Here is a 14,456-nt window from a genome sequence, read left to right as displayed (position 1 = left end):
GCCGACAAACCCCGCGACCTGCCCGTACGGCGCAGCGTCGCTGCTCAATGCGCCTTTTTTCGGAGTGCAATTAGCGATGCCCCGGGACGCCATTCCCGGCTCGAATGCGCGGCCATTTTTTCGACGCCGGACGCATGCCCATACATAAGTAAAGAAATGCTGGGCAGCGTCAAGGAATCGTGATCGCCGACGTTCGAGGAGAGTGAGAACCATGGTCCTGCTCGGGCTGCTGCTCATGGCCGCCGGATCGGCCGCCGTGGTCGTCCTGTTCACGCAGACGACGACCACCGCCGCCGCCGCGCTGACGCTGATGGGCGTCACCTTCCGGGTCGGTGACCTGGAGCTGTTCAGCGCCGGGGCCGCCACCGCCGCCGCGTTCATCTTCGGCGCCTTCCTGATCGCGGCCGGGACGAGCCGCAAGCTGGCCCGCCGCCGCGAGCTGCGCCGCCTCCTGGCCGAGCGGACGGACGACCACCCCGCCACGCCCCAGGACGACCACCTCACGACGCCGCAGGACGACCATCTCACGACGGACCGGGACGACCGCCTGACGACGGACCCGACCGGTGACCGTCTCGTGGCCACCGACCGGACCGACCGGACCGACCGAACCGACCGAACCGACCGGACCGCGTCCGTTCCGGCCGCGCGTCGCCGGACGCCCGCCGATCGCCTGGTCGCCGGCCGCCGCCGTCCCGCCACCGGCTGACCCCGTGGCCGGCTCAGGCGGGCAGGGCCTCGGCCGTGGGGACCACCAGGCCGAACAGGTCGCCGATCGTCGTCAGGGCGGCCTCGTGCAGCGCGTCGGCGGGCAGCGGCGCGCCGCCGGGGCCGGCGAGCGTACGGGTGGCGCAGGCGTCGGCGACGACCGTGGGACGGTAGCCCAGCCGGAAGGCCCCCTGGGCGGTGAAGGTGACGCACATGTGGGTCATGAAGCCGGCCAGGACCAGGTCGGGCCCGGACTCCAGCCCCGTCAGCACGTCCTGGAGCCCGGTCTGGTGGAAGACGTCGGGGAACGTCTTGACCACCACCGGTTCCCCGTCACGCGGCGCGACCCGCGCGCTGATGGCCCCGATCTCGGCGCGGACGTCGTACGGGCTGCCGGGGCCGCCGTCGTTGACGACGTGCACGACGCGTGCCCCGGCGGCGCGGGCGCGCTCCAGCAGGCGGGCTCCGGCCGCGAGGGCAACCGCAGGAAGATCGGATCGGCATCGACGGTGACCCGGGGGTGGTCGGCGGCCAGTTGCGCGGCGGTGGACCAGTGGGTGGTGGCGGTGACCGCGCCGGGGACCACCAGGGTGTCCACCTGGTCACCGACCTCGTCGAACGTCAGGTCGGCGACCAGCCGCACCCCGGCGGACGTGGTGACCTGGCCGCCCCGGGGACCGGCGAGCCGCACGTCGTACAGGGCGCGGCCGGCGACCCGGTTGGCCAGGGCGAACACCTCGGCCGGGCCGGTGACGTCGAGCAGGTCGACGTCCGGGAAGAGCGCGATGACGACGCGGTGGGCAGCGGGCATGACCCGATTCTCACCGAATCGGCGGAATGACCGCAACGACAGTTATCTGTCACATCCGGTCATCGAGCAGCACCTGGTCGAGCACGTGCGCGCCGATGGCGGCCATCGCGGGGTTGTCGGCCGAATGGGCGGCCAGGGCCGTGCCGATGACGAGGGCCCAGCCCCGCGCGCGTTCCCAGGTCGCCTGGTCGGCGTCCACGTGGGCGCGGAACACCGCGCGCCCGTCCTGGTCGAACACCAGCCAGGCGGCGGCCAGGTCGGTGGCCGGGTCACCGCTGGTCAGGTCGCCGAAGTCGAGGACGGCGGCCAGCTTCCCGCCGTCCAGCACGAGGTTCGCCGGGTGCGGGTCGCCGTGGAGCCAGAGCGGAGGGCCCGGCCAGGGCGGCAGCGCCACCAGCCGCTCCCAGAGCGGCAGCAGCTCGTCCCGCCGGGCGACGAACGGCATCCGCTCCCGCACCGCCCGGTCGCGGTGGGCCAGCGGGACGCCCCGCACGGGGTTGCGCGGCGCGTCGGACGGCGCCGGCCGGTGCAGGTCGTTCATGAAACCGGCCAGCGTCACGGCCACGACGGCCCGCTCGGACGGCGGCACGTCGGCGACCGTGCGCCCTTCGTACCAGGGGGCGATCGTCCACGGCCAGGGGTAGCCCTCGCCCGGCACGCCCAGCCTGACCGGCACGGGCAGCGCGACCTGGACGTACCCGGCCAGCACCGGCAGCCAGCGCTGCTCGTTGACGACGAGGTCGACGGCGACGCGCCGGCGCGGCAGGCGTACCGACAGGCCGTCGCCCAGCCGGTGAACGACGTTGTCCCAGCCGTTGGCGACGAGCGTGAGCGGGCCCGCCAGGTCGGGGTGCTGGGCGCGGATCAGCCGGTCGACGAGGGCGTCGTCGATGTCGATCTCCGCTTCGGGGGTGTTCATCCACGCCACGATAGTGCGGCGTCCGGGGCGCTCAGTCGGCGTGCAGGTCGGCCGGTTCGCCCAGGCGCAGGGCGAGCAGGGCGACGTCGTCGGTGAAGCGGTCGCCCCGGTGGGCCAGCAACAGCTCGCACATCTCCTCGATGGGCAGGTGGCGCAGTTGGGAGGCGGTGCGGGCCAGGCTCTCCATGCCCTTGTCGACACCGTGCGCGCGGTCCTCGACGAGCCCGTCGGTGTAGAGCAGCAGGACGGACCCGGCCGGGATGATCTGCTGGTGGTCCGGCCGGGCCAGGTCGGGGGTGACGCCGAGGGGGTGGCCGCCCTCGGCCCGCAGGTAGCGGGCGGGGCCGCCGGTGGGGAGCAGCAGCGGGGGCAGGTGGCCGGCGGTGGCCCATCGCAACCGCCAGTCGGTGCCGCCGTACTCCTCCAGGCGGGCCAGCAGCACGGTCGCCATCGGGCCGCCGTGCAGGGCGTGCAGGATCTCGTCGAGGCGGCGCAGGATCTGGGACGGCGGCTCGCAGTGCTCGTAGGCGAGCACCCGCAGCATGTTGCTGATCTGGCTCATGACGGTGGCCGAGCGCAGGTCGTGACCCATCACGTCGCCGACCATCAGGCAGGGCACGCCGTCGGGCAGGACGATCGCGTCGTACCAGTCGCCGCCGATGCGCGGGACCGTGCTGGAGGGCAGGTAGCGGGCGCAGGCCCACAGGCCGTGCAGGTCGGGCAGCGACGGGAGCAGGCTGCGCTGGAACTCCTCGGTGTTGCGGCGGATGCGCTCGTAGAGCCGGGCGTTCTCGATGGCGACGCCGGCCGCGCTGCCCAGCGCCGCGACGATCCGCTCGTCGTCGCCGGTGAACGGCAGGCCCGAACGTTTGTCCGCGAAGTACAGGTTGCCGTACGCGGTGCCGCGGACCAGGATCGGCGTGCCCAGCAGGGTGCGCATGACCGGATGGCCGGGTGGGTAGTCGCGGAAGCTGGGGTGGGCGAGCACGTCGTCCACGCGCAGCGGCCGGGGGTGGGCCATCAGCTCCTGCAGCAGGCCGTGGCTGGTGGGCAGGCGGCCGATGGCCTCGTACACCTCTTCGGAGACCCCGTAGGTGAACAGGTCGGCGAACTCGCCCTCCTCGTTGAGCACGCCGAGGGCGCCGTACCGGGCGTCGACCAGGTCGGCCGAGACCTCCACGATCGTGCGGAGCGCGGCGTTCAGCTCCAGCTCGGAACTGATCGCGAGGACGGCCTCCAGCAGGCGCGCCATCCGGCCGTGCAGATCCTCGATCTGCGTGAGGCTCGCCTGCAGCCGCCGGAGCTTCTCGGCGCCGAACGGCCCGAGGTCCCCGCCGTACGCACCGCCCTCCGGCCGCTGTCCGCCCACCGCACCCCCCGAGATGCCCTTGCCCAGGTCATGCCCCCGGCCACCGGCATGACACCTGGTCAGCGACACCGCGAGGGTGGCTCACAACACCTTGGAGGAGGGAGCCGTGTAGGTGTTGCAGGAGCCGGGGTCCCCGGTGGCGAAGCCGCGCTTGATCCAGGCGCGGACGGTGGCGGTCCTGCCGTACCAGCTGTACTTGCCCTCCTTGTCCCCGGTGGGGAGGGTGAGGAAGTAGTCCCAGTCCTTGCCGGACCTGCCCTCCAGGGGCCAGACGCTCTTGATGAACGCGCCGGACAGGCAGTCGAGCTGGAGGTTCCCGCGCCGCCCCTGCTCCCGCCCCTCGGCCTTGCTGGAGTACGGGATCACGTCGTAGGCGTCGGAGATTCCGACGAGGTTCTGCACCTGGTACCCGTACATATAGGCCGTCAAGTAGAACAGCCACAGGTCGCTCGGGTCGTCGGTCCAGTCCTTGCCGATCTGGACGGCCAGCGTGCGCGTCTTGCCGCAGTACCACATCTGCGAGTCGTCGTCGTCCACGGCCATGCCGCAGTACTTCTTGGGGATGCGGTTCATGTGCCGCACCTTCACCGGCTCGTACGGCAGCCCGGCCCCGGTCAGGTGCTGCTCCCAGGTGGTCTCCAGGCAGGCGACGACCGCGTCCACGTAGGCGCGGGCCTGCTTGAGGTTGTGGCGCTTGACCGGCGGCTCGGCGCAGGTGGTCGTGGGGAGCGGGCCCGCCTCGTAGAGGGGGTTGGCGATCAGCTTGGGGTGCTTGACGGGGTAGGCGGCGCTCTCCGCGGCTGCCGTGCCGGTCAAGGTCGTGCCGGCCGAGGAGGCGGTGAGCACGCCCGCCATCGTCAAGATCATGAGGGGTTTCACGAAGGGTGACAATAGGGCTCGGGTCCGACCACCACAAGACCACCGGGGGCCGTCCGCCGGAGGGCGGACGGCCCGAGGGGTCAGCCGCTCACGCCGGTGACCTTCAGGTGGGGGTCGGAGGTGATCTCGGCGTCGGTGAAGCGTTCCGTGACCCATCCGCCGCGGGAGAACAGGGCGGTCTGGTCGGTGTGGTGGGGCGAGTTCGGGTTGGCGGACAGGGAGTAGGTCAGGACGGTCCGGGTGCGGGGGCCGTCGGGGGTGAGCTCGACGGCCATCATGAAGCTGGAGCCGGTGTTCACGTCGGGGTAGCGGCCGTCCTCGCCGAGCGGGCCGGAGTTGCGGACGCGGTCGAAGCATCCCTCCCCCTCGGTGCAGCCGGGGATCGGGACCGACGCGTAGTGCTGGGCCTGGCCGGTGGTGAGGGTCAGGGGCAGGTGGTTGGCCCGGAAGAACAGCGCGGCGTCGGCCAGGGCCCGCCGCACGGCGGGGTCGTCCCGCTTGAGGCCGCGCGGCGTGGTGAGCGGATGGGCGGGCTCGAACGGCACCCGCCACCAGCCCTGCGGCGGCTCCCCCGGCTTGACCGGGACCTGCAGCCCGTCGAAGAACCGCCGCCACAACACGGCCCCCTCGCCGTCGAGCGTGGCGCGTCCGTCCCAGCGGGTCAGCGTCCGGCAGGCGTCCCGTACGTCCACCCGCTCCCCCGAGGAGGCCCGCAGCTCGCGGTGCTCCCGGCACAACGCCACCAGGTCCGGACGCATGAGCTCGAAGCCGTGGTTGCGCTTGCTCCGGGCGGTGGCCTGGAGCGTCTCCAGGGTGAAGCCGGGGTCGCCGAGCCCGTCGGAGCCCTTGAGCCGCCGGTCGATCATGTCCAGGCTCACCCGGGGCCGCAGCTCCAGATCGGTCCGTACGGCGCCCCAGACCTGGTCGTAGCCGGTCAGCGGCGCGGCCGGGTTCGTCATCCACGGGCTGTTGTTGGAGTTGGCGACGTAGTCGGCGCGGGTCAGGCCGGGCTTGCCGCCGGGGCCGAAGATGCCCGGCACGACCGCGTCGGGGTCCTTGCCCCACAGGCACGCCGAGGTCGAGCCGTCCAGGACGAAGGCGTCGATCGACGGGTCGGGCGAGGGCTCGGCGCAGCGGCGGGCCTGGGCGTCGGTGACGCGCGGGACGACGGAGGCGTCGGCGAAGGACGCGGTCCCGCCGACGTCGGTGGCCAGCGTGTAGACGAACGGCATGCCCTGGTGGGCGTCCTGGGCGGCGCGCAGCCCGCGCACGTCGCCGGCCTTGGACATCGCCAGCCACTCGTCGGCCGCCCGCAGGTTGGCGGCGTTGACGTCGGCCAGCGCGTACGCGTACTCCTTGCTCCGCCCGGCGGCCAGCACCGGGCCGTAGCGGGAGGTGAACAGGGTGCGCGAGACGAAGGTGCCGTCCTGGAGCGGCACCTCGACGTCCTGGCGGCCCATCGGCTCGGGCCGGCCGTCGACCAGGTAGGTGGTGGGGTCGCCCTGCGCCAGCCGGAGCCGGTAGAGGGTGAAACGCTGGGCGTGGGAGACGGTGTGGGTCCAGGCGACGGTCCTGTTGTGGCCGATCTGCACGACGGGGGTCCCGTACAGGCTGCCGCCGGCGACGTCGAGCACGCCGGGGATGGTGAGCTGCACCTGGTAGAAGCGGCGGACGCCGTTCCACGGGAAGTGCGGGTCGGCCAGCAGCATGCCGTGGCCGTCGCGGGTGGCCTCGCGGCCCAGCGCCCAGCCGTTGCTGCCGGGGGCGCGCCGCGGGCCCTCTCCCCCGCCGCCCTCGCCGACGATGGCCTCCTTCAGCGCGGAGCCGCCCGACATGCGGCTGAGGTCGAGGAGGTTGGCCCAGACGTCCTCGGCGGTGATCGGGCCGACCCAGGACTTGCCGCGGCAGGTGGGGTCGGGCAGGTCGGCCACGCCGGTGTCGTCGAGGTAGCGGTTGTAGCCGGCCGCGTACCCGTCCACCAGCTCGCGCAGCTCGGCGCTCGGCCCGATGGGGGCGGGCCGGGCCAGCAGCCGCCGGACGACGCCGGACTCCGCGACGCTGCGGTGATAAAGGTCGCTGGTGAGGTTGGCGACCGGGCGCACCGGGTCGTCGGACTCGGCCTCCGGGCCGAAGTAGCGGGATCGTTCGCCACGCAGCGTCACCACCCAGGAGGCCAGCACGCACAGGTTGTCCTGGGCGAAGGCGTACCCGTAGCCGAAGCCGAGGCCGCCGTGGTCCTTGGCGGACACGTGCGGGATGCCGTACTCGGTGCGCCGGATCTCGGCCGAGTAGCGGCCGGCGGTGGCCGCGGACGGCGGGCCGGTGAGCAGGGCGGCGACCACGGCCAGCACGATCGCCGGCACGAACGCCGCAGTCGGTGCTCGCAGCTTCATGTGGCTCCTATTCGAAGCGCGCGTTGTCGGGCGCGGTCATGTGCCGCAGCAGCGGCAGAGCGGTCAGGATCACCAGCAGGGACGCGGCCAGCCCGCCGCCGACGCCGGCGAAGTAGACCGGCCCCGGCATCGCCAGGGAGGCCCCCTTCATGCCCAGCCCGTCGATGAACGGCGCCGCCACGGCGAACCCGGCCCCGGCCGCGACGACGGCCGCCAGGACGAGCGGCAGCGCCGACTCCAGCAGCACGACCGCGCCCAGGGTGCGGCCGGGCGTGCCCGCCAGCCGCAGCAGCGTGAACGGCTGCCGGCGTTCCACCAGCCCGCCGCCGACCGCCACCAGCAGGCTGCAGCCGCCGGCGAGCAGGGTCAGGGCGACCATGCCCAGCGCGATGTTCTCGGCCTGCGTGTAGAGCGTCGCCCGGACCTGGGCGACCTCGTCGAACGTCATCGGCGGGCCGGTGCTCTGCCCTGCCAGCAGGGTGCGGATCTGTTCCAGGGCCGCCGGGTCGGCCATGGCGACCAGCACGGAGGCCAGGTTGAGTCCGTCGGCGGAGACGGGCGCGCTGCCGGCGTCGGCGAGGGGGATCAGCTTGTCGATGGTGAGCGGGTTGTCGGCCTCCACCACGCGGTCGAACCGCCCGGCGACGGCCCGCGCGCCCGGCGGGCACTGCCCGAGCGCGGGGAAGCGGGCCAGGTCGGCGCACTCGACGACCGCCCGGGGCGGCGGCGGACGTTCGGGGTCGATCATCCGGTTCTCCTCCTCCTTGGCGGCGTAGATCGGCATCACGCCGACGCCCGGGTAGGCCCGCAGCCGGGCCACCAGGTCGGCCCCGGCCCGCGGCGACAACCCGCCGCCGCCGAGCTCGCCGAGCGGGGCGCGCAGCACGCCGGACAATGTGCCGCCGGCCACCGCCCGCTGGCCGTCCACCACGGCGGGGACGATCCCGGCGATCGCCGTCCCGATGAACACCGCCAGGACGAGCCCGCTCACCGACCGGAACGCGGCCTTCGGATCGGCGGCCAGCCGCCGGGCGGCCAGCAGCGTCGCCGCCCCCCTGGTCAGCCGGGCGGCCAGGCGGGCGGCCAGCATCGTCAGCCAGGGGCCGGCCAGGATCAGCCCCGCCATGGTCAGTGCCAGGCCCGCCGCGGCCAGCCCGGCGTTCGGTTCGCGGTCCTCGGTCTGGAACGCCGGGCTCGCGAACAGGGCCAGCCCGGCCAGCAGCGGGATCACCCGCCAGGCCCGCGGCGGCCGTGGCGCGCCCTTCCTGAGCGCGCCCAGCGGCGAGATCCGTACGCGGCGCAGCGACCACAACGCGCTCACCCCGGCCAGCAGCGGGACGCCGGCGAGCACGGCCGCGTACTGCCAGGCGGCCGGGGTCACCGTGTCGGGGAAGAACCGGGAGCCGGTGACGCGGACGGCGGTGACAGCCGGGCGTACCAGGAGGAAGAGCACGATCCCGGCGAGCGCGCCGGTCAGCGCGCCGAGCGCCGCGTCCACCGCGGCGAACAGGTTGACCTGCCGGGACGTGCCGCCCACCAGCCGGATCGCGGCGAAACGCGCCTCACGGCGGGCGGCGGCCAGCCGGGTGGCGGAGTTGACGAGCACGAGCAGCGGCACCATCAGCCCGACGGCCGCGATCGCGAACGCGAACCGGTAGATGTCGGCGTTGTCGTCGACGGCGGGTTCGTCGGCCGTCGTGTCCACCTGCCGGGTGCCGCGCAGGGCGGCCACCTGCTCGGGCGTACGGCCGACCACGATGGTCAGGTCGTCGGGGCCGGACAGCGCGGCGCGGCCGATCGTCCCGGCCCTGGCGCCGGGGAAGCGGTCGGCGAGCTGCGCGCGCGGCGCCGAGTCCAGCAGCCGGGCCAGCTCAGGAGAGACGTGGTACTGGCCGGGCGCGGGCATGCGGGACAGCCCGGGGACGACGGGAGCCCGGTCGCCGAGCGCGGCGGCGTCGAGGCGTCTGATCACGCGGCCGGCGTAGTAGTCCTCGTGGTAGTTCCACAGGGCGCCGGTGGCGGTGGCGTCGAGGGCCCAGCCGCTGGGCGCGGTGCCGCTGGTGCACTCCCAGCAGGTGCGCTCGTTGGCCGTCTGGAAGGCGTTGAACAGGGAGAGCGTGGTCAGCAGCACCGCCACGCCGACCGCCACCCCGGCGACGATCAGCGCGAGCCGGGCGGCCACCTCCCTGCCTCCGGCCAGCGACAGCCGCAGGCCGAGGGCGATCACCGTACGACCTGGCCGGCGTAGGGGTCGGTGAGCCTGCCGTCGCGGACGATGACCTCCCGGTCGGCGGAGGAGGCGACGCGGGCGTCGTGGGTCACCACGATGACGGTCGTGCCCTCCTCGCGCGCCAGGCCGACCAGCAGTTCCATGACGTGCTCGCCGGTCAGCGAGTCGAGCGAGCCGGTCGGCTCGTCGGCGAACAGCACCCGCGGCCCGGTCACCAGCGCCCTGGCGATCGCCACCCGCTGCGCCTGCCCGCCGGACAGCTCGCCGATGCGCCGGCCGCCCAGCTCGGCCAGTTCCAGCCGCTCCAGCCAGCCCGCCGCCCGCCGGTACGCCTCCTTGCGCCCGGTACGCGCGAGCAGCAGCGGCAGGGCGACGTTGTCGGCCGCGGTCAGCTCCGGCACGAGCTGCCCGAACTGGAACACGAAGCCGAACGCGGTGCGCCGCAGGCGGGTGCGCCCGTCGTCGCTCATGGTGTCCATGCGCCGCCCGTCGAACCACACCTCGCCGCTGTCGGGGGTGAAGATCCCGGCCAGGCAGTGCAGCAAGGTCGACTTGCCCGAGCCGCTGGGGCCCATGACCGCCACGACCTCCCCGGCGTCCACTCCCAGGCTGGCCTCGCGCAGCGCCGGGGTGCGGCCGTAGGAGCGGCTGATCTCGCGCGCTTCGAGGATCACGACGACGCCCGCACCAGCTCGGCCAGCGCGTCCAGGCGCGCCTGCGTGACGTCGATCCAGCGCAGGTCGGCCTCCAGGTGGAACATGCCGTGGTCGGCGAGCAGCGCGTCGGCCAGCGAGTCACCCCGCTTGATCTGCGCGAACTCCCGCATGCGCCGCAGGTGCGTGGCCCGCTGGAGGTCGAGGTAGGCCGCCGCGTCGCGGCCCAGCATCAGCGCCAGCACGACCTTGGTGAACAGCACCGTCTGCAGGTACGGCTCGGCCGCGACCGGCTCGCTCAGCCACGCCTCGACCTCACGCGCGCCGAGCGGCGTGATCGCGTAGCGCTTGCGCTCGGGGCCGTCGCCCGGCTCGTTCTCCCCGGCGGTGACCTTGCCGTCCCTGGCCAGGCGGCCGAGGGTGGAGTACACCTGGCCGAAGGGCAGCGACTTGCCGCGGCCGAAGAAGGTGTCGTAGTCGCGCTTCAGGTCGTAGCCATGGCTCGGCTCCCGCTCAAGGAGGCCGAGCAGCGCAAGAGGAACGCTCATGCCCCCACTATATACCGAGGGTATATACGGGGGGCATAACCGCCGCTACGGGATGGGCGTCCGTCAGGAGGTGGAGCTGGGCGACGGGGTGGGCGGCTGGTCGCCGTGCCGGTGGCCGTCCTTGCCGCCGTCCCGGTGGTCGTCGCCGTGGGAGTGCCGGCCGCGGCCGTCGCGGGCGCTCACGTCGTGGACGGTGACGGCGGTGGACGTGCCGCCGGTGACCTTGGCGCTGACCATGACCTTCTGGCCGGCCTTGATCGCGCCGATGCCCTCGTCGCGGTTGACCCGGGTGTCGGCGTTGACGGCGTACTCCTTGGTGTAGCCGTCGGCGCTCTTGACCGTGACGGAGTCCTGGTCCACGGCGGTGACGTCGCCGTACTGGGTGGCCACCGTCACGTAGGCGCCCTGCCCGTCTGGGACGACGAACTCGCCGTGGACGGGCGGGCCGCCGAACCCGCGCCCCCAGCCCCGCCCCTTGTCGGACGGCGAGTCCGACGGACTGGCCGAAGGGGTCGCGACGGCCGGGGGCGTCCCGGTGGGCGACGGGGACGGCGAGAGCACCGAGGCGGCGGCGACGCCCCCGCCCCCGACGATGACGGCCGCGGTGGCCGCGGCGAGCAGTACGGAGCGGGGGAATCGGCGCCTTGGCGGCTCGTTCGCCAGAGTTTCCGCCGTGCCGAATCCGTCAGGCCCAGAGGTCATGATCTTTCCTCTCTATGGGATGCAACACGACAACCATGCACGAAACCGCCTAAAAGCGTCGTAAACGCCCATCGCCCTGCGGCCCGCAACCCCGCGTGCGGACCGCGTCCGGCGTTAGGACCCGGAGACGGGTGGGGTGCAGAGCGCGGCGATCAGCCAGGAGGACGGCCGCCGCGGAGAGAGTGATTTGCGTGGCATGTAACATGTCACACTTCAAGTCGCCCGTCTTTACCTCCGTACGATCTTCCGCGGCGCGGGATCGCTCACTCGACGATCAGGTTGACCGGGATGTTGTCGCGGGTGGCGTTGGAGTACGGGCAGACCTGATGAGTGGCCTCGACCAGCTCGCGGGCGGCCTCGGGCTCGATGTCGTCGGGCAGCTCGACGCGGAGCGTGGCGTCGAGCTGGAAGCCGCCCGCGCCGTTGGGCGACAGGCCGATCTCCGCCGTGACCGACGCGTCCGAGACGTCGAGCCCCTTCCGCCCGGCCACCAGCCGCATCGCCGAGGCGAAACAGGCGGCGTAGCCGGCGGCGAAGAGCTGCTCGGGGTTGGTGCCCTCGCCGTCGCCGCCGAGCTCCTTCTGCAGGGCCAGCTTGACGTCCAGCCTGCCGTCGGAGGAGACCGCGCGCCTGTCGCGGCCCGCGGAGGTGGCGATGGCGGTGTACATGCTCATGTCTCGTCTGCCCTTCCATCGTCGCCAGACAGACCTGTCTGTCTGCCCGGCTTGGCCATGAGACTAGACAGGTCTGTCTGGTAGCGTCAAGGGGTGAGCGCAGAGACGGTGAAGGAACCTCGTCCGAGCCCGGCCCGTACCCGGGTCCTGGAGACCGCGGCGCGGCTGTTCTACGCCGAGGGCGTGCACTCGGTGGGGATCGACCGGATCATCGCCGCGGCGGGCGTCGCGAAGGCGACCTTCTACCACCACTTCCCGAGCAAGGACGAGCTGGTCCGAGCGTACATCGCGGAGCAGGGCGCGACGCAGCGGGCCTTGGTCGCCACCCTGCGGGCGGCCTCACCGCGGGAGACGCTGGAGGCCATCTTCGCGTTCATGTGCGAGTTCGGGTCCGGCGCCGCCTATCGTGGCTGCCCCTTCGTCAACACCGCGGCCGAGTACCCGGATCCCGCGCATCCCGTACGGGAGGCCATCGCCGAGCACCGGCGCTGGTCCCGCGACCTGTACCGCGACCTCCTGGCGGCCGACGGCCACCCCGACGCGGAGCGCACCGCCGACATCCTGCTCCTGGTCAGGGACGGCCTGGTGGTCGGCTTCGACCTGGACGACCCGCCCACCGTCCGCACCACAGTCCAGGAAACCCTGACCCGAGTCCTGACCACCTGACCCCCGGCCCCTCCGAACACCGCCCCCGCCCCCGGACCAGGCGCGCCCCCAGCGCGCCCACGGCCCCGGCCCGCCGCCGCCCCGAGGCGACCTCGGCCTTCCCCTCGCCTCCGCGCCTCCTCACCTTGACGCCCCCCGCTTCGCGCCTCCGTCTTGCGGCGCCGGCGTTCCATCTCGGGGGCGGGAGGGCCGGTGGAGCCATGGGGGGTTTTGTGCTTGATGGGAGGTTTGTCTGGTATTACTGGGCAGCGCCGTTCCTCCCCTCCCCACCGCTTACGAGGCAGTCATGTCGTTGTCCGGAAATATCAGGAGAAGCGTGGCTGCGGTGGTGGCCATCGTCCTCGCCCTGCTCATCGCCTCCCCCGCGACCGCCGCCCCCACGGCGGCCCCCGCCCCCACCCGCCCCAACATCATCTTCTTCCTGGTCGACGACCTGTCAGCCGACCTGCTGCCCTACATGGACACGGTCCGCACCCTCGCCGACGGCGGCACCACGTTCACCGACTACTACGTGTCCGACTCGCTCTGCTGCCCCTCCCGGGCCTCGATGTTCACCGGCCAGTTCCCCCACAACACCGGCGTACGGACCAACCAGGGCTACGACCGCGGCGGCTACCAGGCCTTCGCCCGGCACGAGAGCCGCACCTACGCCGTCTCCCTCCACCAGGCCGGCTACCGCACGGGCTACCTGGGCAAGTACATCAACGAGTACCCCGCCCGCCCCGGCTACCAGGTGCCGCCCGGCTGGGACGAGTGGCACGTCTCCGCGGGCGGCGGCTACAACGAGTTCAGGTACCAGCTCACCCGCTACATCAGGGAGGAGTCGGGCAGCAGGCGCCCGATCGCCCCCTCCAAGGGCACGTACCTGGTCGACGAGCTGGCCCGGCGCGCGACCGGCTTCATCGAGCGCTCCCGCGAGCACGCCCCCGGCCGGCCGTTCTTCCTCCAGGTCTCGCCCTTCTCCCCGCACAACCGGGTGGACGTCAAGCCGGGCGACACCGAGCCGCGCTTCCCGCCCGCGCCGCGCGACCGTCCGAAGGACCGTTTCCCGGCCGGCGAGTTCCCGCACGGCGACTGCGGCGGCCCCGACTGCGCCGGCATCGACGTCACCACCCTGCCCTCCTACGACGAGGACACCGCCGACAAGCCCTCCTGGGTCCGCAGGGCCCCGATCGAGGCCAAGCGCGCCGAGGAGCTGCGCGAGGACTTCCGCGACCGGATCCGCATGGTCCAGTCGGTCGACGACATGGTGGGACGGGTGCTGTCCACGCTGACCGAGCCGGAGCGCCGCAACACCTACGTCGTGTTCGCCAGCGACAACGGCTTCCACCTCGGCCAGCACCGCCTGGTACGCGGCAAGTCCACCCCCTACGACCACGACGTACGGGTCCCGCTGCTGGTCAGGCGGCCGATCACCGGACAGCAGGACCGGCTGGTGACCAACGCCGTCGCCCAGAACGTGGACCTGTTCCCGACCTTCCTCGACATGGCCGGCGTCGCCCCGGCGGTCCGCGACAGCAGGGACGGCCGCAGCCTGCTCCCCCTCATCCAGGGCCGGCAGGTCACGGACTGGCGGCAGGCGGCGCTGGTCGAGCACGTCAAACCCGACCCGCGGACGCCGGGCAGGCCCGACCCCGACGCCGACCGGCTGAAGAAGGGCAACGCGCAGCCGCCCACGTACAACGCCGTACGGACCGCCGGAGAGCTGTACGTCGAGTACGCGGGCGACCCGAAGCCCGAGTACTACGACACCGTCACCGACCCCCACCAGGAGTCGAACGACCCCGGCAACGCCAGGACGGCCTACCTGTCCGGGATCCTGCGCGGGCTGACGACCTGCGGCAGGACCGGCGCGCCCGACTGCTGGACGGCCGCCCACCTGCGCTGAGGAGTACGGCAGAAGT

13 protein-coding genes and 1 pseudogene are annotated in these 14,456 nt (G+C 73.1%); 3 read left to right on the top strand and 11 right to left on the bottom strand.

The genetic code is table 11. The features are described 5' to 3' along the window. Nucleotides 1-202 precede the first annotated feature (202 nt). A complete protein-coding gene (locus tag ACIHAD_RS26910) occupies nt 203-709 on the top strand; it encodes a hypothetical protein (RefSeq protein ID WP_397357406.1) in 507 nt (168 codons plus the stop codon). 13 nt (nt 710-722) lie between these two features. Here the strand turns inward: ACIHAD_RS26910 and ACIHAD_RS26905 are convergent, their stop codons facing one another. From ACIHAD_RS26905 to ACIHAD_RS26855, 11 genes and pseudogenes are all read right to left on the bottom strand, one after another. Continuing rightward, nucleotides 723-1,130, bottom strand: coding sequence for an isochorismatase family protein (locus ACIHAD_RS26905; protein ID WP_397357405.1), 408 nt, complete (start codon nt 1,128-1,130; stop codon nt 723-725). 155 nt (nt 1,131-1,285) lie between these two features. Then, nucleotides 1,286-1,519, bottom strand: a pseudogene (locus ACIHAD_RS26900) (DJ-1/PfpI family protein); the annotation flags it as partial. A 49-nt stretch (nt 1,520-1,568) separates the two neighbouring features. Beyond that, on the bottom strand, nt 1,569-2,438 hold the full coding sequence (locus ACIHAD_RS26895; RefSeq protein WP_397357404.1) for an aminoglycoside phosphotransferase family protein: 870 nt from the start codon (nt 2,436-2,438) through the stop codon (nt 1,569-1,571). Between the two features lie 31 nt (nt 2,439-2,469). Further along, entirely contained in the window at nt 2,470-3,807 is a 1,338-nt protein-coding gene (locus tag ACIHAD_RS26890) for a PP2C family protein-serine/threonine phosphatase (protein WP_397357403.1), read from the bottom strand. Between the two features lie 81 nt (nt 3,808-3,888). Further along, nucleotides 3,889-4,686, bottom strand: coding sequence for a neutral zinc metallopeptidase (locus ACIHAD_RS26885; protein ID WP_397357402.1), 798 nt, complete (start codon nt 4,684-4,686; stop codon nt 3,889-3,891). An 80-nt stretch (nt 4,687-4,766) separates the two neighbouring features. Continuing rightward, a complete protein-coding gene (locus ACIHAD_RS26880) occupies nt 4,767-7,079 on the bottom strand; it encodes a penicillin acylase family protein (RefSeq protein WP_397357401.1) in 2,313 nt (770 codons plus the stop codon). Between the two features lie 7 nt (nt 7,080-7,086). Further along, nucleotides 7,087-9,306, bottom strand: coding sequence for an FtsX-like permease family protein (locus ACIHAD_RS26875; RefSeq protein WP_397357400.1), 2,220 nt, complete (start codon nt 9,304-9,306; stop codon nt 7,087-7,089). Further along, complete coding sequence (locus tag ACIHAD_RS26870) at nt 9,303-9,983, bottom strand: ABC transporter ATP-binding protein (RefSeq protein WP_397357399.1); 681 nt, start codon at nt 9,981-9,983, stop codon at nt 9,303-9,305. The genes ACIHAD_RS26875 and ACIHAD_RS26870 overlap by 4 nt, the downstream gene beginning before the upstream one ends. Then, a complete protein-coding gene (locus ACIHAD_RS26865; RefSeq protein ID WP_397357398.1) occupies nt 9,980-10,510 on the bottom strand; it encodes a PadR family transcriptional regulator in 531 nt (176 codons plus the stop codon). Before ACIHAD_RS26865 ends, ACIHAD_RS26870 begins: the two co-directional genes overlap by 4 nt. Nucleotides 10,511-10,573: 63 nt before the next feature. Beyond that, complete coding sequence (locus tag ACIHAD_RS26860; RefSeq protein ID WP_397357397.1) at nt 10,574-11,212, bottom strand: hypothetical protein; 639 nt, start codon at nt 11,210-11,212, stop codon at nt 10,574-10,576. Between the two features lie 263 nt (nt 11,213-11,475). Then, nucleotides 11,476-11,886 carry an organic hydroperoxide resistance protein gene (locus tag ACIHAD_RS26855; protein ID WP_397357396.1) on the bottom strand — a complete coding sequence of 137 codons (411 nt, stop codon included), beginning with the start codon at nt 11,884-11,886 and terminating at the stop codon, nt 11,476-11,478. Between the two features lie 93 nt (nt 11,887-11,979). On the opposite strand from ACIHAD_RS26855, the gene ACIHAD_RS26850 reads away from it, so the two are divergent. Both ACIHAD_RS26850 and ACIHAD_RS26845 read left to right on the top strand, forming a co-directional pair. Then, nucleotides 11,980-12,552, top strand: coding sequence for a TetR/AcrR family transcriptional regulator (locus ACIHAD_RS26850; protein ID WP_397357395.1), 573 nt, complete (start codon nt 11,980-11,982; stop codon nt 12,550-12,552). A gap of 316 nt (nt 12,553-12,868) precedes the next feature. Next, nucleotides 12,869-14,440: a sulfatase gene (locus ACIHAD_RS26845; protein WP_397357394.1), complete on the top strand. Its 1,572-nt coding sequence runs from the start codon at nt 12,869-12,871 to the stop codon at nt 14,438-14,440. The last annotated feature ends 16 nt before the right edge of the window (nt 14,441-14,456 follow it).

Source organism: Nonomuraea sp. NPDC052265 (assembly GCF_044547985.1).
Taxonomy (GTDB): Bacteria; Actinomycetota; Actinomycetes; order Streptosporangiales; family Streptosporangiaceae; genus Nonomuraea.
The sequence above is the reverse complement of the archived record's forward strand: the minus strand, read 5'-3'. Positions and strand labels throughout refer to the sequence as shown.

What these genes read in the sequence shown, in the direction of transcription:
- ACIHAD_RS26895 (WP_397357404.1), bottom strand. Translation starts at nt 2,438, where the DNA reads ATGAACACCCCCGAAGCGGAGATCGACATCGACGACGCCCTCGTCGAC.
- ACIHAD_RS26880 (WP_397357401.1), bottom strand. Translation starts at nt 7,079, where the DNA reads ATGAAGCTGCGAGCACCGACTGCGGCGTTCGTGCCGGCGATCGTGCTG.
- ACIHAD_RS26865 (WP_397357398.1), bottom strand. Translation starts at nt 10,510, where the DNA reads ATGAGCGTTCCTCTTGCGCTGCTCGGCCTCCTTGAGCGGGAGCCGAGC.
- ACIHAD_RS26860 (WP_397357397.1), bottom strand. Translation starts at nt 11,212, where the DNA reads ATGACCTCTGGGCCTGACGGATTCGGCACGGCGGAAACTCTGGCGAAC.
- ACIHAD_RS26855 (WP_397357396.1), bottom strand. Translation starts at nt 11,886, where the DNA reads ATGAGCATGTACACCGCCATCGCCACCTCCGCGGGCCGCGACAGGCGC.